The organism is Vogesella oryzagri (assembly GCF_040148885.1).
Lineage (GTDB): Bacteria > Pseudomonadota > Gammaproteobacteria > Burkholderiales > Chromobacteriaceae > Vogesella > Vogesella oryzagri.
The window spans coordinates 147,247-165,108 of the sequence record NZ_JBEFLD010000007.1 but is presented as its reverse complement, the minus strand read 5'-3'; the positions used below and the strand labels follow the sequence as shown (position 1 = coordinate 165,108).

Annotated in this window: 20 protein-coding genes and 1 tRNA gene; 16 read left to right on the top strand and 5 right to left on the bottom strand. The window is 66.6% G+C overall.

What is annotated here, in order from left to right; all coding sequences use genetic code 11:
* Window positions 1-3 precede the first annotated feature (3 nt).
* The 3 genes from ABNW52_RS14260 to ABNW52_RS14250 are packed head-to-tail and all read left to right on the top strand — an operon-like array spanning window position 4 to window position 2,470.
* Window positions 4-978, top strand: a complete 975-nt coding sequence (locus tag ABNW52_RS14260; RefSeq protein WP_349589095.1) for a YVTN family beta-propeller repeat protein — start codon at window positions 4-6, stop codon at window positions 976-978.
* Window positions 975-1,700, top strand: coding sequence for an ATP-binding cassette domain-containing protein (locus ABNW52_RS14255; RefSeq protein ID WP_349589091.1), 726 nt, complete (start codon window positions 975-977; stop codon window positions 1,698-1,700). The genes ABNW52_RS14260 and ABNW52_RS14255 overlap by 4 nt, the downstream gene beginning before the upstream one ends.
* The gene (locus ABNW52_RS14250) at window positions 1,697-2,470 is read left to right on the top strand and encodes an ABC transporter permease (RefSeq protein ID WP_349589088.1); all 774 of its coding nucleotides are present in this window, start codon (window positions 1,697-1,699) and stop codon (window positions 2,468-2,470) included. Before ABNW52_RS14255 ends, ABNW52_RS14250 begins: the two co-directional genes overlap by 4 nt.
* A 494-nt stretch (window positions 2,471-2,964) precedes the next feature.
* On the opposite strand, the gene ABNW52_RS14245 is transcribed toward ABNW52_RS14250, so the two are convergent.
* Complete coding sequence (locus tag ABNW52_RS14245) at window positions 2,965-3,513, bottom strand: rhodanese-like domain-containing protein (protein WP_349589085.1); 549 nt, start codon at window positions 3,511-3,513, stop codon at window positions 2,965-2,967.
* A gap of 141 nt (window positions 3,514-3,654) precedes the next feature.
* Here ABNW52_RS14245 and nosP point away from each other — a divergent pair, with 141 nt between their 5' ends.
* The 13 genes from nosP to pqqE all read left to right on the top strand — a co-directional run bounded on the left by nosP (window position 3,655) and on the right by pqqE (window position 16,336).
* Window positions 3,655-4,812, top strand: a complete 1,158-nt coding sequence (gene nosP / locus ABNW52_RS14240; protein WP_349589082.1) for a nitric oxide-sensing protein NosP — start codon at window positions 3,655-3,657, stop codon at window positions 4,810-4,812.
* Entirely contained in the window at window positions 4,805-7,354 is a 2,550-nt protein-coding gene (locus tag ABNW52_RS14235) for a hybrid sensor histidine kinase/response regulator (protein ID WP_349589079.1), read from the top strand. Before nosP ends, ABNW52_RS14235 begins: the two co-directional genes overlap by 8 nt.
* Before the next feature lie 204 nt (window positions 7,355-7,558).
* Window positions 7,559-9,079, top strand: a complete 1,521-nt coding sequence (gene adh, locus ABNW52_RS14230; protein ID WP_349589076.1) for an aldehyde dehydrogenase — start codon at window positions 7,559-7,561, stop codon at window positions 9,077-9,079.
* 405 nt (window positions 9,080-9,484) lie between these two features.
* Window positions 9,485-9,874 (top strand): DUF779 domain-containing protein, encoded by a 390-nt coding sequence (locus ABNW52_RS14225; RefSeq protein WP_349589073.1) that lies wholly within the window; start codon window positions 9,485-9,487, stop codon window positions 9,872-9,874.
* Window positions 9,871-10,305: a cytochrome c-550 PedF gene (pedF, locus tag ABNW52_RS14220; protein ID WP_349589070.1), complete on the top strand. Its 435-nt coding sequence runs from the start codon at window positions 9,871-9,873 to the stop codon at window positions 10,303-10,305. The genes ABNW52_RS14225 and pedF overlap by 4 nt, the downstream gene beginning before the upstream one ends.
* A gap of 4 nt (window positions 10,306-10,309) precedes the next feature.
* Entirely contained in the window at window positions 10,310-11,137 is an 828-nt protein-coding gene (locus ABNW52_RS14215; protein WP_349589067.1) for a substrate-binding periplasmic protein, read from the top strand.
* Between the two features lie 8 nt (window positions 11,138-11,145).
* Window positions 11,146-12,012, top strand: coding sequence for a quinoprotein dehydrogenase-associated SoxYZ-like carrier (locus ABNW52_RS14210; RefSeq protein WP_349589065.1), 867 nt, complete (start codon window positions 11,146-11,148; stop codon window positions 12,010-12,012).
* Complete coding sequence (locus ABNW52_RS14205; RefSeq protein WP_349589062.1) at window positions 12,009-12,944, top strand: quinoprotein relay system zinc metallohydrolase 1; 936 nt, start codon at window positions 12,009-12,011, stop codon at window positions 12,942-12,944. Before ABNW52_RS14210 ends, ABNW52_RS14205 begins: the two co-directional genes overlap by 4 nt.
* Before the next feature lie 228 nt (window positions 12,945-13,172).
* Window positions 13,173-13,253, top strand: coding sequence for a pyrroloquinoline quinone precursor peptide PqqA (gene pqqA / locus ABNW52_RS18570; protein WP_088964997.1), 81 nt, complete (start codon window positions 13,173-13,175; stop codon window positions 13,251-13,253).
* 10 nt (window positions 13,254-13,263) lie between these two features.
* The gene (gene pqqB / locus ABNW52_RS14200) at window positions 13,264-14,190 is read left to right on the top strand and encodes a pyrroloquinoline quinone biosynthesis protein PqqB (RefSeq protein WP_349589060.1); all 927 of its coding nucleotides are present in this window, start codon (window positions 13,264-13,266) and stop codon (window positions 14,188-14,190) included.
* Entirely contained in the window at window positions 14,183-14,935 is a 753-nt protein-coding gene (pqqC, locus tag ABNW52_RS14195) for a pyrroloquinoline-quinone synthase PqqC (RefSeq protein WP_349589058.1), read from the top strand. The genes pqqB and pqqC overlap by 8 nt, the downstream gene beginning before the upstream one ends.
* A complete protein-coding gene (pqqD, locus tag ABNW52_RS14190; RefSeq protein ID WP_349589056.1) occupies window positions 14,929-15,201 on the top strand; it encodes a pyrroloquinoline quinone biosynthesis peptide chaperone PqqD in 273 nt (90 codons plus the stop codon). Before pqqC ends, pqqD begins: the two co-directional genes overlap by 7 nt.
* Window positions 15,194-16,336, top strand: a complete 1,143-nt coding sequence (pqqE, locus tag ABNW52_RS14185; protein WP_349589053.1) for a pyrroloquinoline quinone biosynthesis protein PqqE — start codon at window positions 15,194-15,196, stop codon at window positions 16,334-16,336. Before pqqD ends, pqqE begins: the two co-directional genes overlap by 8 nt.
* 99 nt (window positions 16,337-16,435) lie before the next feature.
* Here pqqE and ABNW52_RS14180 read toward each other — a convergent pair whose 3' ends face one another.
* From ABNW52_RS14180 to ABNW52_RS14165, 4 genes are all read right to left on the bottom strand, one after another.
* A complete protein-coding gene (locus ABNW52_RS14180; protein WP_349589050.1) occupies window positions 16,436-16,903 on the bottom strand; it encodes a CreA family protein in 468 nt (155 codons plus the stop codon).
* Between the two features lie 157 nt (window positions 16,904-17,060).
* Window positions 17,061-17,137: transfer RNA gene (locus ABNW52_RS14175), tRNA-Pro, on the bottom strand.
* A 30-nt stretch (window positions 17,138-17,167) separates the two neighbouring features.
* Window positions 17,168-17,515 carry a MerR family transcriptional regulator gene (locus tag ABNW52_RS14170; RefSeq protein WP_349589047.1) on the bottom strand — a complete coding sequence of 116 codons (348 nt, stop codon included), beginning with the start codon at window positions 17,513-17,515 and terminating at the stop codon, window positions 17,168-17,170.
* Window positions 17,496-17,798, bottom strand: coding sequence for an integration host factor subunit alpha (locus ABNW52_RS14165; protein WP_174875295.1), 303 nt, complete (start codon window positions 17,796-17,798; stop codon window positions 17,496-17,498). The genes ABNW52_RS14170 and ABNW52_RS14165 overlap by 20 nt, the downstream gene beginning before the upstream one ends.
* Between the last annotated feature and the right edge of the window lie 64 nt (window positions 17,799-17,862).

The window sequence follows — 17,862 nt, the reverse complement described above, 5'->3', positions numbered from 1 at the left end:
CCGATGACTACCCGCCCCTTACACCTGCTTGCCCTGCCCGCGCTGCTGGCCGCCAGCCAGCTGACACTTGCGGCCAACGTTTACGTGTCCAACGAAAAGGACAACACCCTGTCGGTGATCGACAGCAACAGCCTGAAGGTGGTGAAGACCATCGCGGTGGGCAAGCGCCCGCGCGGGCTGACGCTGTCGAAGGACGGCAAGTCGCTGTACATCTGCGCCAGCGACGACAACACCGTGCAGGTGCTGGACCTGGCCAGCGGCAAGATCAGCCACAACCTGCCTTCCGGCGAAGACCCGGAGCAGTTCGCGCTGGCACCGGATGGCAAGACGCTGTACATCGCCAACGAAAACAACAATGTGGTGACCATGATCGACCTCGCCAGCCGCCGCGTGGCCGGCCAGGTCGATGTCGGCGTGGAGCCGGAAGGCATGGCGGTCAGCCCGGACGGGCGCTGGGCGGTGAATACCTCCGAGACCACCAATATGGTGCACTGGATCGACACCCGCAGCCGCCAGCTGGTGGACAACACCCTGGTGGACCAGCGCCCGCGCTACGCCCGCTTCAGCCCGGACGGCAAGCTGCTGTGGGTCAGCAGCGAGGTGGGCGGCACGGTGTCGGTGATCGACGTTGCCAGCCGCAAGCGCGTGCAAACCATCCGCTTCGCCATTACCGGCATCCCCAAGGACCGTATCCAGCCGGTGGGCATCCGCCTGTCGCGCGATGGCCGCTACGCCTTCGTGCCGCTGGGGCCGGCCAACCATGTGGCGGTGATCGACGCCAAGAGCTATCAGCCGCTGAAATACCTGCTGGTGGGCCGCCGCGTGTGGCATGCCGAGTTTTCCGCCGACGAAAAACAGCTGTGGGTGACCAACGGCATCAGCAACGACGTGTCGCTGATCGACGTCACCGAGCTGAAAGTGATCAAGTCCATCCCGGTGGGACGCTACCCGTGGGGCGTGGTGGTGAGCGGCTCATGAGCGCCGCGCTGCATATCGACGGCCTGAGCCACCGCTATGGCAGCCGCCAGGCGCTGGACAAGCTCAGCCTACAGGTGGACGCCGGCCAGTGCTGCATCCTGCTCGGCCCCAACGGCGCCGGCAAAAGCACGCTGTTCGGCCTGCTCACCCGCCTGCTGGCGGTGCGCGAGGGCAGCATCCGCATCTTCGGCCAGCCGCTGCGGGCGCAGGCGCTGGCGCGTGTCGGCGTGGTGTTCCAGCAGCCGACGCTGGATCTGGATCTGACGGTGGAACAGAACCTGAGCTACTTCGGCGCCCTGCAGGGCCTGCATGGCAAGGCGCTGCAACAGCGCATCGGCGCGGAACTGGAGCGGCTACAGTTGGCCGCACGCCGCCGCGAACGGGTGCGCGACCTCAACGGCGGCCACCGCCGGCGAGTGGAAATCGCCCGCGCGCTGCTGCACCGCCCGGCGCTGTTGCTGCTGGACGAGCCCACCGTCGGGCTGGACCTGCCCACCCGCCAGCAGCTGATCGACTACCTGCATGCGCTGGCGCGCGACGAAGGCCTGGCGCTGCTGTGGGCCACCCACCTGGTGGACGAGATCGACCCGCAACACGACCAGCTGGCGCTGCTGCACCGTGGCCGCCTGCTGGCGTCCGGCGCAGTGGCGCCGCTGCTGGCCGATGCCGGCTGCCATGATCTGGGCGGCTGGTTCCAACACCACACCGGAGCCACCTCATGACGAGCTTGCGCATACTGTGGGCGGTAATCGTGCGCGAGATGCGGCGCTTTTTGCAGCAACGCTCGCGCTTCTTCGGCGCGCTGGTGCGGCCACTGATCTGGCTGCTGGTCTTCGCCGCCGGCTTCCGCGCCGCGCTGGGCATTGCCATTACCCCGCCGTACGACACCTATATCACCTACGACGTGTACATCGTGCCGGGGCTGGTAGGCATGGTGCAGCTGTTCAACGGCATGCAGAACTCGCTGTCGATGGTGTACGACCGCGAAATGGGCAGCATGCGCGTGCTGCTGACCTGCCCGCAGCCGCTGCCGTTTCTGCTGTTCTCGCGGCTGTTTGCCGGCATGTGCGTGTCGCTGCTGCAGGTGTATGCCTTTTTGCTGATCGCGCGCCTGTCCGGCGTCGATCTGCCGTGGGCCGGTTTCATCAGCGTGCTGCCGGCGCTGGTGCTCACCGGCCTGCTGCTGGGTGCCGCCGGCATGGTGCTATCGTCGCAGGTGCGGCAGATTGAGAACTTTGCCGGGGTGATGAATTTTGTGGTGTTCCCGCTGTTCTTCCTGTCCTCGGCGCTGTATCCGCTGTGGAAGATGCAGGAGGCCAGCGAGTGGGTATACCTGCTGTGCCGTTTCAACCCGTTTACCGATGCGGTGGAGATGATCCGCTTCGCGCTGTACGGCCAGTGGCAGCAGGACGCCATCGTAGGCACCCTGCTGGCTACCGCGGTATGCCTGCTGCTGGCACTGCTGGGCTACCGGCCGCGGCAGCGGGCATGAAGGTTGGCCGCATGGGGTGTCCGCTGCGCGGACAGTGATTGCATTGCCGCTTCCGCGCGGCGGACGGGTACCTTTCTTTTGCCTCGCCAAAAGAAAGGTACCAAAAAAAAGGCGACCCGATCTGCCGCAAAACCCTGGCAAAAAAGCCGCCCGCAAGGCGTCGGCGATTCGCCGTTTGCTAACGCCAAACGGCTCAGGCGCCGCCTTAAAACCTTGCGGCCAACTTTTTGGCCGGCGCGTCCCAACGGGACTGGGGCACGGTCACAACAGGCTCTGGCATTGCCACACCCCGCTTCGCCAATCAGCTTGTTGCATCGGGCACTGCGCAGGCTCGGCACAGACAGTGCAAAAGAAAGGTACGGAAAGCTGCAAGCAAAAACAGCGTCCGCGCAGCGGACACAAAAGATAAACAACCATAGCCCGTAGCCCGGATAAGCGCAGCGCATCCGGGGATGCAAGCGGCCACGGCAACATGAAGAAGAGAAATACCGGGCCTACATCGGCACCGGCTGCGCCGCCACCAGCGGCAGCCCGGCCTCGACCCAGCCGTCACTGCCGGCCGGGTACCAGAACACATTGCGATAGCCCAGGCTCAGCGCGCGGCGCGCGGCGTTCCACGACATCCAGCAGTCGCGCAGGCAATAAAACACCAGCGGCTGCTCGAACTTGCCGCCACTCAGCCGCGCCAGCTCGCGCTGGAAGTAGCCGGCGATAGCCGGCTCCAGCTCGCCGTAGCCGACATTGGGCAGCCACACGCTGCCCGGCAAATGCAGGCGCGGCTTGGCCGGCAGCCAGTGTGCGATGCCGGCATCATCGGTGACCTGCCCGGCCGCCATCACGTCCAGCAGCAGCGGCCGGCTGGCGGCCAACAGCGCCTGCAGTGCAGCGGTATCCAGCACCGTGGCGCCCGGCAGGATCTCCGGCGTCGGGGCGCGGTAGTGCTGCAGGCGGTAACCGTCGGGCAGCGCCACCGGCCCGGCATGACACAACTGATGGCTGCCCAGCAGCAATAACAGGGCAACACTGATGCGCGACAGGCTCATGGCGGCGGCTCCTTGGATGACACGCTGCCAGCATGGCAAGGCGCCAGGGGTGCCGCCATTCGACTTTCGTTTTATGCTGCAACTGTCGACAAGAACAACGCCAGCGACGGCGACACAACACTACAGGATGGATGGAAACCGATGATTGCCAGCCAAACCCAGCCGGTACGACGCTGCCACGTGTACAGCGCCGACCCGGAACAGGCCGCCGACGAGCTTTACCAGCAGTTGTGGCAGCCGGACTGCTCGCTGGTGCTGCTGTTCGTGGCGCCCGACTACCAGCTCGACAAGTTGGCCGCCGCGCTGGCACGCCGCTTTGGCGACGTGCCGGTGGTGGGCTGTACCACCGCCGGCGAGATCAGCCCCGACGGCTACCGCTGTCATTCCATCGTCGGCGCCAGCTTTGCCGCGCCGGATTTTTTCTCGGTGATCAAGCGCATCGACGCGCTGCCGGATTTCGACCTGTCCGATGCGCTGGGCACGGTGATGGCGGCGCGCTATGCGCTGGGGCAGAAGTGCGGGTTTCCGCTGGAGCGGCGCACTTTCGCGCTGTTGCTGGTGGACGGGCTGTCGGCGCGCGAGGAGCAACTGGCCGGCCGGCTGGCGCGCGCGCTGGGCGACATCCCGATCTGCGGCGGCTCGGCCGGCGACAATATGCGCTTCGAGCGCACCTACATCCTGGTGGACGGCCAGTTTGTCAGCGACAGCGCGGTGCTGGTGCTGGTGGCCACGCCGCACCCGTTCGAGGTGTTCAAGTCCGAGCACACCGTGCGCAACGGCGAGCGGCTGGTGGTGACCGAGGCCGACAGCGAGCGCCGGCTGGTGACCGAGATCAACGCCGAGCCGGCCGCCGCCGAATACGCGCGCCTGCTGGGGGTGTCGCCGGAGAAGCTGTCGCCGCTGTCGTTTGCTGCCCACCCGCTGGTGCTCAATGTCGGCGGCGTGCCGTATGTGCGCTCCATCCAGCGCATCAACCCGGACCTGAGCCTGAGCTTTTTCTGCGCGGTGGACGAAGGCATCGTGCTGTCCGGCACCCGCGCGGTGGACATCGTCGACAACCTGGCGCGTACCTTCCACGACCTGCGCAGCCGGCTGGGACAGTTCCAGATCGTGCTGGGCTTCGACTGCATCCTGCGCACCCTGCCGCTACTGCAATCGGACGCCATCGCCCGCCTGTCCGGGCTGCTGGCCGCCAACGCGGTGATCGGCTTTTCCACCTACGGCGAGCAATACCAGGCCATGCACGTGAACCAGACCTTCACCGGCATCGCCATCGGCTACGGACACGGCCATGACTGAACACGACACCGACAGGTTGGCCGCACTGGAGCGCGACAACGCCAAGCTACGCAAGATCAACGAGGCGCTGATGCGCCGCGTGGAGCTGGGGCTGGCCGACAATGGCAACTCGTTCACCTTCTTCCAGGTGGCGGCCGAGCTGGAAACCCGCATCCAGGAACGCACCCGCGCGCTGGAAAAAGCGATGGCCGATCTGGAAGCCAGCAACTTTGCGCTGCAGGAGGCCAAGCTGGCCGCCGAGCTGGCCAAGAACCAGCTCAATGTAGCGGTGGAAACCATCGCCGACGGCTTTGCGCTGTGGGACAGCGACAACCGCCTGCTGCACTGCAACCGCAAGTTTGCCGAGATGTTCCCCACCCTGCGCCAGCTGATCGCCCCCGGCCTGCCGTTCGAGACCCTGGTGCGCGCCGCGGTGGCGGCGCGGCTGATCCGCGATGCCGACGCCGACCCGGCCGGCTGGATCGCCATGCGTCTGGCGCAGCAGCAGGCGGCGCAGGACAGCCTGATCCTGGCAATGAGCGACGGCAGCTGGCAGCGGGTGAGCGAGCGCGAGATCGCCGGCGGCGGCCGGGTGGCGATCTACACCGACATCACCGAGATCAAGCGCCAGGAAACCCTGCTGCGCGAACGCGACCTGGCGGCGCACTCGCAACTGCTGCACGCCACCATGAACAGCATCCGCCAGGGCATTGCCGTGTTCGACAGCGACGGCCGGCTGATGGAGTGGAACCAGCGCTTCGTCGAGCTGATCCAGCCAAGCCAGGCCGAGCTGGCCAGCGGCCAACTGGCGGAGTGGGCGCGCTGCTGCCCGCTGGGCGGCACGCTGGAGCACGCCACCCCGGCCGGGCTGACGCTGGAGGTGCAGTACAACCCGATGCCCGGCGGCGGTTTCGTGATGAGCTACACCGACATCAGTGAGCGCAAGCAGGCAGAGCAGGCGCTGCGCGACAGCGAGGCCAAGATCCGGCTGGTGACCGATGCCATGCCGGCGCTGATCGCCTATGTCGATAACCGCCAGATCTACCGCTTCACCAACCTCGGCTACGAGAGCTGGTTCGGCATGCCGCGCTCCGAGATCAACGGCCGCGCCATGCGCGAGGTGCTGGGGCCGGAGCTGTTCGACGCCCGCCGCCACTACGTGGAGAAGGCGCTGGCCGGCGAGGCCTCGGTGTTCGAGCTGGAGCTGCCGGCACCACGCCAGCACATCGAATTCGCGCGCGCCACCTTCATCCCGCACTTTGCCGCCGACGGCAGCGTGCTGGGTTTCTTCGCACTGATCCAGGACATCACCGAAAGCCGCCATGCCGCCCAGGCGCTGCAACAGGCCAAGGAGCAACTGGAAGTGCGGGTGGCCGAGCGCACCGCCGAGCTGTCGGTGGCCAACGGCCGCCTGCGCGAGGCGATCCGCACCATCGAGGACGCGCAGCACAGCAAGACGCGCTTCTTTGCCGCCGCCAGCCACGACCTGCTGCAGCCGTTGAACGCGGCGCGGCTGTTCCTGGCCTCGCTGGCCGGCCAGGCGCTGTCGCCCACCGCGCGACCGCTGGTGGACAAGACCGGCACCGCGCTGGAGGCGGTGGACGACCTGATCAACACCCTGCTGGAAATCTCGCGGCTGGATGCCGGCGCGGTAGAAACCGAGCTGCGCCACTTCCCGGTCGCCAGCCTGCTGGAGCAGGTGGCGGAAGAGTTCGGCCCGCTGGCCGAGGCCAAATCGCTGCGGCTGCAACTGCATGGCAGCCGCGCCATCGTGCACAGCGACTGGGTGCTGCTGGGGCGCATGATCCGCAACTTCCTGTCCAACGCCATCCGCTACACCCGCACTGGCGGCATCCTGCTGGGCTGCCGGCCGCAGCCGGACGGGCTGCTGATCGGGGTGTGGGACCAGGGGCTGGGCATCCCCACCGACAAGCTGGCACTGGTATTCCACGAGTTCCAGCGCCTGCCGGAACACCACAGCCTGTGCCCGAAAGGCATGGGCCTGGGGCTGGCCATCGTCAGCCGGCTGGCGCGGCGGCTGGGGCACCGCATCGTGGTGCGCTCGCAGTTTGGCCGCGGCTCGCTGTTTGGCGTGGTAGTGCCGTATGGCGATGCCGCCGCGGTGCGCAGCGCGCCGCCGGCGGAAGCCCCGGCGGCCCTGCCGCAAGCGGCCCAGCGCCAGGGCGCCACCATTTTGCTGATCGACAACGAAGCCAGCATTCTGGAAGGCATGTGCACGCTGCTGGCCGACTGGCATTACCGCCCGCTGGCGGCGGCCTCGGCCAGCGAGGCGATTGCGCTGCTGCAGCAGCAAAATGTGGTGCCGGACGCGATTCTGGCCGATTACCACCTCGACCACGGCGCCACCGGCGTGGATGCCATCCGCAGTGTGAACCACTATCTGGGGCGCGAGCTGCCGGCGGCGCTGATCACCGCCGACCGCAGCGACGAAGTGCGCCAGCTGGCCGACGACGGCGGCTGGGCGTGGCTGGGCAAGCCGGTACGCCCGGCCCGGTTGCGCACACTGCTGGCGCACCTGACCCAGGCTGCGGCCAACCCCTGAACCCGCCACTACCGCCAGCGGCAAACACATGCAGGCACCGGGTTAGCCGCAACCCGTGCCTGCCCTCCCTCCCCGCCAGCCCTTGCCCCGCCTGCATCTGCGACCAAAGTAGCATGGTCGAACCTCCGTTCGCTTCGCACAATGCAATCACTGCCAGGCCACTGATCACATTGCCGGCACGACACCAGAACCCGGAGGAACATCATGTTGCAACAGACCCTGAATGCAATCCAGAACACCATCCCGCTGCGTAGCCAGTACGACAACTTCATCGGCGGCAAGTGGGTGGCCCCGGTACGCGGCCAGTACTTCACCAACCTGAGCCCGGTGACTGGTCAGCCGCTGTGCGAAATCGCCCGCTCCACCGCCGAAGACATCGAACTGGCGCTGGATGCCGCCCACAACGCCGCCGACCGCTGGGGCCGCAGCTCGCCGACCGAGCGCGCCAACGTGCTGCTGCGCATCGCCGACCGCCTGGAACAGTACGCACCGTTCATCGCCGCGGTGGAAACCGCCGACAACGGCAAGCCGCTGCGTGAAACCAACGCCGCCGACATCCCTCTGGCCATCGACCACTTCCGCTACTTCGCCGGCTGCGTGCGGGCCCAGGAAGGCAGCCTGAGCGAGATCGACGAGAACACCATCGCCTACCACTTCCACGAGCCGCTGGGCGTGGTGGGTCAGATCATTCCGTGGAACTTCCCGCTGCTGATGGCCGCCTGGAAACTGGCCCCGGCGCTGGGCGCCGGCAACTGCGTGGTACTGAAGCCGGCCGAGCAGACCCCGATGGCCATCATGGTACTGATGGAGCTGATCGGCGATCTGATCCCGCCGGGCGTGCTCAACGTGGTGAACGGCTTCGGCCTGGAAGCCGGCAAGCCGCTGGCCACCAACACCCGCATCAACAAGGTGGCGTTTACCGGTGAAACCAGCACCGGCCGCCTGATCATGCAGTACGCGTCCGAGAACATCATTCCGGTAACACTGGAACTGGGCGGAAAATCGCCGAACATCTTCTTCGAAGACGTGATGAACGCCGATGACGAGTTCTTCGACAAGGCACTGGAAGGCTTCGCCATGTTCGCGCTGAACCAGGGCGAAGTGTGCACCTGCCCGAGCCGCGCGCTGGTACAGGAATCCATCTACGACGCCTTCATCGAGCGCGCCGTGGCCCGCGTGAAAGCCATCAAGCAGGGCAACCCGTACGACATGAGCACCATGATCGGTGCCCAGGCTTCCGCCGAGCAGCTGGACAAGATCCTGTCCTACATCGACATCGGCCGTCAGGAAGGCGCCGAAGTGCTGACCGGCGGCCGCCGCGCGGAACTGGGTGGCGAGCTGGCCGGCGGCTACTACGTGGAACCGACCATCCTGGCCGGCCACAACAAGATGCGCGTGTTCCAGGAAGAAATCTTCGGGCCGGTGGTGGCGGTAACCACCTTCAAGACCCGCGAAGAAGCGCTGCAGCTGGCCAACGACACCAGCTTCGGCCTGGGTGCCGGGGTATGGACCCGCGACGGTTCGCTGGCCTACCGCATGGGCCGCGGCATCAAGGCCGGCCGCGTATGGACCAACTGCTACCACCTGTACCCGGCGCACGCCGCGTTCGGTGGCTACAAGAAGTCCGGTATCGGCCGCGAAACCCACAAGATGATGCTGGACCACTACCAGCAGACCAAGAACCTGCTGGTGAGCTACAGCCCCAACGCGCTGGGCTTCTTCTGAGTCTGGTTGGCCTGCGGCTGCGCGGGCCGGGGCCGGCGCTGTGATGCTCGCGGTACCACTTGTACCGCTGTGCTTCTCGCACCAGCCGCGACCCGCTCGCGACGCACGCCACCGCAGACTTACTGGAAGTTAACCGTGCTGATGTGCGGCCGTGGCCGGCGCTGTGATGCTCGCGGTACCACTTGTACCGCCGTGCTTCTCGCACCAGCCGCGACCCGCTCGCGATGCACGCCACCGCAGACTGCAGCCATGGGGCGGAAGCCTCGCAACAGGCATCCCGCTGCAATCTGAACCACCTGACCGGTTAGCGGATCGCCCCCCCGGGGCATCCGCCCTACCGATCCAAGCACTGTTGTTAACCACCCAATACACAGGCACACCGCTGCCGCGCCACCGGAGGCTCACATGCTCAGCCGCGTCGATATTACCCCCGCTGCCGCCGACATGGTGCGCATGCTCACCACCCGGCACGGCCCGCTGATGTTTCACCAGTCCGGCGGCTGCTGCGATGGTAGCGCACCGATGTGCTACCCGCAGGGCGAGTTCCACCTTGGCGCGCAGGATCTGCTGCTGGGCGAGATCGCCGGCACCCCGTTCTACATGAGCGCCTTTCAGTACGAATACTGGCAACACACCCACCTGACGATCGACCTGGTGCCCGGTCGTGGCTCGAGCTTCTCGGTGGAGGCCCCCGAAGGGGTGCGCTTCATCACCCGCTCGCGCCTGTTCAGCGATGCAGAACTGGCCGAACTGGCCAAGAATTCCCCCACCACCGCGCAAGGAAACACCCCATGAAAGCCGTTACCCGCCGCCTGCTTACCCTGACTCTGCTGGTTTGTACCGGCAGCCTGACCCTGTCCGGCCTGGCCGGCGCCCATGGCGATGTGACCCCGCAGCCGGTGGATACCGGCAATCTGAAAAAACTCGGCCCGGACTGGCTGGACGTCAACCCTTACCGCGGCAACCCGGAAGCCATCCGCATCGGCCATTCCGCCTTCGCGCAGAACTGCGCCCGCTGCCACGGCATCGACGCCATCTCCGGCGGCATCGCCCCAGACCTGCGCAAACTACCGGAAGGCGAGGAAGGCGACGCCATCCTGCAGGGCCGTTTCCGCTTCGGCTCCATCCGCAACGGCGTGACCTATATGCCGCCGTTCGAAGGCATCCTGTCGCAGGAAGCCGCCTGGGCCATCCGTTCCTGGCTCGACACCGTGCACCAGGAGTAAGCACATGCGCCGCCGTCAGCTGTTGGCCGCCCTGCTGCTGGCCCCCCTGCTCGCCCTGCCGGCCGCCCGTGCGGCCAACCTGGACGATCTGAAAGCCGGTGGCGTGCTGCGGGTGGCGGTGTATCGCGACTTCCCGCCGTTCTCCTTCGTGCACAACGGCGAGCTGGGCGGCATCGATGTCGAGCTGGCACGCGCCATCGGCAAAAAGTTGGGGCTGACGGTGAATTTCATGCCGCTGACCCCGGCGGACGATGTCGACGGCGACCTGCGCAACGCGGTGTGGAAAGGCCACTATCTGGGTGGCGGCACCGCCGACCTGATGCTGCATGTGCCGTTCGACCCGGAGCTGGCACGGCGCAACGACAATGCCTTCCTGTTTGGCGCCTATTACAAGGAACACCTGGCCTGGGCCGGCGCTAGCGTGCCGGCGTCCACCTGGCAGATCGGCAGCGAGCGCATCGCGGTGGAAAACGACAGCCTGGCCGACTTGTACCTGTCGGCACTGCAGGCCGGCCGCCTGCGCGGCCAGCTGCAGCACTACCCCACATCGGCCGCCGCCAGCGCCGCGCTGCAGGATGGCCGCGCCAGCGCCACCTTCGGCACGCAAAGCGAGCTGGAGTGGCAGCTGCACGGCGGCAACTGGCAGCTGGGCCAGCCACAGACGCCCGGTCTGCTCAAGGCCGGCTGGGAAGTAGGCATGGCCACCAAGGAAAGCCTGCGCGATCTGGCCTGGGCAGTCAGCGATGCGCTGGCCGAGTTGCGCGCCAGCGGTGAACTGGCGGCGATCTTCCAGCGCTATCACACCAGCTATCGTCCACCGGATGAACATTGAGCCGCCGCATGATGACCGCCGCCATCCCACCGCGCACGCTGCCCGCCGCCGCCAAGCGCAGCCCTGATGCCAGGCAAGCTGCGGCCAACGTTGGCCGCAGCGTGGCCCTGCTGTCGCTGCTGTGCCTGCTGTCGCTGCTGTGCCTGCTGCCGCTGTCCGCCCAGGCCGCCAGTCAGGCCGACGACCCCCTGCACTCGGTGATGTGGGACGTGATGCAACGCAATGTGCTGCACGGCGCGCCGGCGGTATTCGATGACCGCGTCAAGGTCAGCCTGCCGCGGCAGGTGGAAGACGGCCAGCGCGTGCCGGTCAGCGTGGATGCCACGGCGCTGGGGCAGGTACAGGAGCTGCTGCTGTTTGCCGATTACAACCCCTTGCCGCTGGCGCTGCGCATGACGCCGCTGCGGCTGCAGCCGGTGTTTTCGGTGGCAATGCGCGTCAACCAGGCCACGCCGGTACGCGCCGCGGCCCGCACCGCCGATGGTGTGTGGCATGTCGGCGGCCAGCTGGTGGATGCCCCGGGCGGCGGCTGCGCGCTGCCCACCGCCACCCGCAACAGTACCGACTGGGGCACGCTGCTGGGCCGGCTGTATGGCCGCGTCTGGCAGGCCGACGGCCAGCAGCGCATCCGCCTGCGCATCATGCATCCGATGGATACCGGGCTGGTGGGCAATATCGCCCGCTTCCACCTGGACACGCTGCGGCTGAGCGATGCCAGCGGCCAGCCGCTGGCCGAGTTCGAGCTGCAGGCGCCGCTGGCGGAAAACCCGCTGTTTACCCTGCAGCTGGCGCAGCCGGCCCCTGGCCCGCTGCAAGTCAGCGCCAGCGACAGCGATGGCAACTTCTATCACGGCCGGCTGCAGGAGCAACCATGAGATTTTGCGGCCAACCTTTCTGCCTGTGGCTGGCACTGCTGGCCCCTATGGCGCAGGCGCAGGACTACCCGATCCAGCCGCAGCAGGTTGCCGCGGACAGCTGGGTGGTGGTGGCCGATACCGGCTACTTCACCCCGGCCAACGGCGGCTTTCTAGTCAACACCGCGTTTATCGCCACCGGCGACGGCGTGGTGGTGCTCGGCAGCGGCCCCTCGCGCGCCTTTGGCGAGCAATACCGCCGCGTCATCGAACACACCACCGGCCAGGCGGTGCGCGAGCTGATCATTACCCACAAGCACCCGGACCATTTCCTCGGCAACCAGGCGTTCCGCGATGTGCCGATCCGCGCCGACGAACGCACCAGCGCCATGTTGCGCAGCGAAGCGGAAGGACTGGCCGAGAACCTGTACCGGCTGGTGGGCGACCGCATGCAGGGCACCGAGGTGCAGCTGCCCACCGCGCCGTTGCCCACCGGCCTGCGCGTGGTAGGCGGCCACCGGCTGGAGTTCATCGCCGTCGCCGGCCATACCCAGTCCGACATCGCGGTGTTCGACCACACCACCGGCGTGCTGTATGCCATCGACCAGGTGTTCAATGGCCGCACCCCGACGCTGCCCAATGCCAGCATTGCCGACTGGCTGGCGGCGCTGGACCGGCTGCAGGCGCTGCCGTTTAAAGTGCTGGTGCCGGGACATGGACCGGTGACCCGCGATGCCGGCCCGATCCACGCCACGCGCCGTTATCTGCAATGGCTGGATGGCAGCCTGCGCGAGGCGGCAGGCCGCGGCCTGACCCCCAACGAGGTGATGGCGCTGCCGGTTCCCGCCGAGTTCGCCGCCTGGGCGGAGGCGCGCGACGAATGGCGCCGCAGCGTCGGCTTTCTGTATGGCCGCTATGAACAAGCCGCCCTGCCGGCCGTGGACGGCCGCTGAGGCAGCCGACACCGATCACCCCCGGCCCCGAACGGCAGCCCCCGCTGCCACCGCCCACCTCCTCCGGGCGGCAAATGTTCGGGCCTTTTGGCACCCGCTACGGCGGGTGTTTTTTTATCTGCCACGCGGCGCGCCCCCCTGCGACTAAAGTCGCATTCTCGCCGCGGCGCCAGCTTCTTATAGTGGTCTGGCCATCCCGGCATTGCTTACCCCTCTGGAGGATTCACCATGCGTACCTGGACAACCCCGCAAGTGATCGAAGTATCCCTCGGCTGCGAAATCAACTGCTATATGTGCGCCGAGCGCTGAGGCAGCCACCATGTTGCGCGTCATCGTGCTGGGTGCGGCGGCCGGAGGTGGCCTGCCGCAATGGAACTGTGGCTGTGATGCCTGCCGTGCTGCCCGTGCCGGCCGGCTGGCGCCGCAGACGCAATCCTCCATCGCCGTGTCGGCCGATGGCGCGCACTGGGTGCTGATCAACGCCTCGCCCGATATCCGCCAGCAGCTGGCTGCCACGCCGGCGCTGCAACCGCAACACTTTCCCCGTTCCACCCCGATCCGTGCCGTGCTGCTGACCAATGCCGATGTCGACCACATCGCCGGCCTGCTGTCGCTGCGCGAGGGGCAGCCGTTCGCGCTGTACGCCACCGGGCGGGTACAGGGCATTGTTGCCGCCAATGCGGTGTTCAATGTGCTGGACCGCCAGCTGGTACCGCGCCGCGCGCTGGCATTGGACACAGAACAAGCGGTACTGGACGCCGATGGCGCCGACAGCGGCGTGCGGGTGGAGGCTTTCACCATACCCGGCAAGGTGGCGCTGTGGCTGGAAGACCCGGCTGCGGCCAACTTTGGCAGCGTGGCGGAAGACACCATCGGCCTGGCGATTTCCACCGCCGACAGCGTGGGCCGGCTGATCTACCTGCCGGGTTGCGCTGCACTGCCGTCGGATATCAAGGCACGGCTGCGCCCCGGCGACAGCCTGCTGTTCGACGGCACCACCTATACCGACGACGAGATGATCCGCGCCGGCCTCGGCAGCAAGACCGCCGCACGCATGGGCCACCTGCCGATGAGCGGCGAGGCTGGCAGCATGGCGCTGTGGCGCGATGTGCCACTGGCCAGTAAGCGTTTCATTCACATCAACAACAGCAACCCCGTCCTGTTGCCGCACAGCCCCGAGCGCGCCGCCATCGCCGCCGCCGGCTGGCAGCTGGCGCATGACGGCATGGAGTTCAGCGTTGAATAAGCCACTCACTGCACCGCTGTCGCCGGCGGAACTGGAAGACGCGCTGCGCACCATCGGCCATGCGCGCTATCACAATCGCCACCCTTTTCACCACCTGCTGCACGGCGGCAAGCTGGAATTCGGCCAGGTACAAGCCTGGGCGCTGAACCGCTACTGCTACCAGGCGGCGATTCCGCGCAAGGACGCAGCGCTGATCAGCCGCATCCACGACCGCGAACTGCGCCGCGAATGGGTGCAGCGCATCCTGGACCACGACGGCTACGGCGACGAGGAAGGCGGCATCGAGCGCTGGCTGGTGCTCACCGACGGCCTTCGCCTGCCGCGCGACTACGTGATCTCGCGCCAGGGCGCGCTGCCGGCCACGGTGTTCGCGGTGGAGGCCTACGTGGACTTCGTCGCCCGCCACCCGCCGGTAGTGGCGGTGGCCTCCTGCCTGACCGAGCTGTTCGCCCCGGCCATCCACCAGGAACGCATCGTCGGGCTGCTGGAAAACTATGACTTTATCGACGACAAGGTGCTGGCCTACTTCCGCCGCCGCCTGTCGCAGGCGCCGCGCGATGCCGACTTCGCGCTGGACTACGTCAAGCGCCACGCGCTGACTGTGGCCGAGCAGCAGGGCGTGCTGGACGCGCTGACCTTCAAGTGCAATGTGCTGTGGGCGCAGCTGGACGCGCTGTACAGCGCCTACGTGGCGCCCGGCATGATCCCGCCCGGCGCCTTCGACCCGGCACTGCCGCCATGCTGACCCTGAGCCACAGCGTGCGGCTGGCCCCCGGCACCCGCCTGCAACACGACAAGGTACGCCAGCGCTGGGTGCTGCTGGGGCCGGAGCGCATGCTGATCATCGACGAGCTGGCGCGGCTGTGCCTGGAACGCAGCGCCGGCGTGAACATCGGCCAGCTGTGCGAAGGGCTGGCCGCGGAGTTTGCCGCGCCGCTGACCACCGTACAGCAGGACGTGCTGGCTCTGTTCACCACCATGAGCGAGAAAGGCTTTCTGCGCCATGACTGACACCACCGCGACTGATTCGCCCGCGACTGATTCGACTTCCCCGCGCCAGCCGGAACCGCCGCTGGCCATCCTGCTGGAACTTACCCACCGCTGCCCGCTGCGCTGCGCCTACTGCTCCAACCCGCTGACGCTCACCCCGGCCAGCCAGGAGCTGGACACCGCCGGCTGGCGCGAGGTGCTGCGCCAGGCCGCCGACATGGGCATGCTGCAGGTGCATTTTTCCGGCGGCGAGCCGATGGCGCGCAGCGACCTCACCGAGCTGGTGGCCTACGCCAGCGAGCTGGGGCTGTACAGCAACCTGATCACCTCCGGCGTGCTGCTGGATGCGCCAAGGTTGGCCGCATTGCAGCAGGCCGGCCTCAACCACGTGCAGCTGAGCTTCCAGGGCCTGGAGGATACGCAGGCGGACCGGCTGTCCGGCTTTCGCGGCGGAGTGGCGAAAAAACAGGCCGCACTGGCGCTGGTGCAGCAAAGCGGGCTGGCGCTAACGCTGAACTTCGTCATCACCCGCAGCAACGCCCACGAGCTGGACGCCATGCTGCACTACGCCGACCAGCACGGCATCGCCCGCGTGGAAGTAGCCAACACCCAGTACTACGGCTGGGGGCTGCAAAACCGCTCAGCGCTGATTCCCAGCGAGGCACAGCTGGACGCGATGACCGCCACGGTGACGCAATGGCGTGAGCATACCCGCGGCCGCATGGTGATCGACTACGTGATCCCCGACTACTACGCGCGCCGCCCCAAGGCCTGTATGGGTGGTTGGGCGCAGCGCTTCCTCAACGTAATGCCGGACGGCACCCTGCTGCCCTGCCACGCGGCGCAGACGCTGGCGCATCTGCAGTTTCCGCGCGTGCCGCACAGCACGCTGGCCGCAGCCTGGTACGATTCGCCGGCCTTTGCCGCCTACCGCGGCACCAGCTGGATGCCGGAACCCTGCGGTGGCTGCGAGCACAAGGAACGCGACTTCGGCGGCTGCCGCTGCCAGGCGCTGGCGCTGGCCGGCAGCGCCGACACTCTGGACCCGGTATGCGAGCGCTCACCGCAGCACGAGCATGTCGTCACCCTGGCGCGGCGCGAAGCGCAGCTGGGCGAGCAGCCGTATACCTTGCGCAGCTTCTCGTTCACGGCCTGAGACAGCATGCGGCCAACCTTGCGCCGCGCCGGAAACGAAACCGCCCTGGCGCATAACACGACAGGGCGGTTTGTCATCGGCCAGCGTTGGCCGCGAGCCTTACTTGAGCGGAATTCTCAGCGTCGTCGGCACCGGCACTGCGGTGACGCTGTTCTGCGGACTGCCGTCGATCAGCCGGTCGGAATACACCAGGTACACCAGCGTGTTGCGGCGGGCATCCACCATGCGCACCACCCGTACGTGCTTGAACAGGATGGACGCGCGCTCGGTGAACACTTCGTCCTCCTGCGGCAACGGCCCCTTGAAGGCGATCTGCCCCACCTGGCGGCAGGCCACCGACGCTTCCGCCTTGTCCTCCGCCAGCCCCAGCGCACCGGACACGCCACCGGTCTTCGCCCGTGACAGGTAGCAGCTCACCCCGGCTACCAGCGGGTCGTCGAACACCTCGACCACGATCTTGTGGTTGGGGCCGATCAGCTTGAAGGCGGTGGATACGTCGCCCACTTTTTCCGCTTGCGCCAGCAGCGGCAACGCCGCCAGCGTGACGGCACACAGCCAGTGTTTCATGTTGAGCTCCCATAGGCATCAGCTGGTAATGCGGCAAAGTATGCCGCATGCAGCAGCAAGATGGGCACCACATGGCACGATCTGACAAACACTGCACGTACGCAGAACGCAAAAAAGCCATCCGGCTGGATGGCTTTTTTGTCTGAAACGGGTTCTTTGGTCGGGGCGAGAAGATTCGAACTTCCGACCCCCTGCACCCCATGCAGGTGCGCTACCAGGCTGCGCTACGCCCCGACGAAAGAGGGCACAATTATAGGCAATGAATCAATTCTTGCCAAGCGAGATATCCAGCCAATCGACCAGAGACTGCAACTCCGCCCGCACCTGCTGCGCGGTCATCGGCGCCGGTTCATCGCTGGACAGGCGCTGGCGCGCACCGTGCAGGGTGAAACCGTCGTCATACAGCAACTCGCGAATGCGACGTACCAGCAGCACCTCGGCATGCTGGTAATAGCGGCGGTTGCCGCGACGGGTAACGTTGCGCAGCTCAGAGAACTCCTGCTCCCAGTAGCGCAGTACGTGTTGCTTCACACCGGTCAGCTCGCTGACCTCTCCAATGGAGAAGTAGCGCTTGGCCGGGATCGGCGGCAGCTCAGCCTTGTTTGTCGGCATGATAGAGTTCAACCATTCCCTTGAGTTTCTGGCTTGCGTGGAAAGTTACCACGCGTCGGGCGGTGATGGGAATTTCTTCGCCGGTTTTCGGGTTGCGGCCCGGGCGCTGCGGCTTGTCGCGCAACTGGAAGTTACCGAAACCGGACAGTTTTACACTGGTACCGGATTCCAGCGTGGCACGGATTTCTTCAAAAAAAGATTCCACCATGTCTTTGGCTTCGCGCTTGTTCAAACCCACTTTATCGAACAGCAAATCGGCCAACTCGGCCTTGGTCAAAGTCATGACAATTCCTCACTACAAAACAGATGCTTGAACTCGCCACCCGCACCGTGCGGGTGGCTTAACT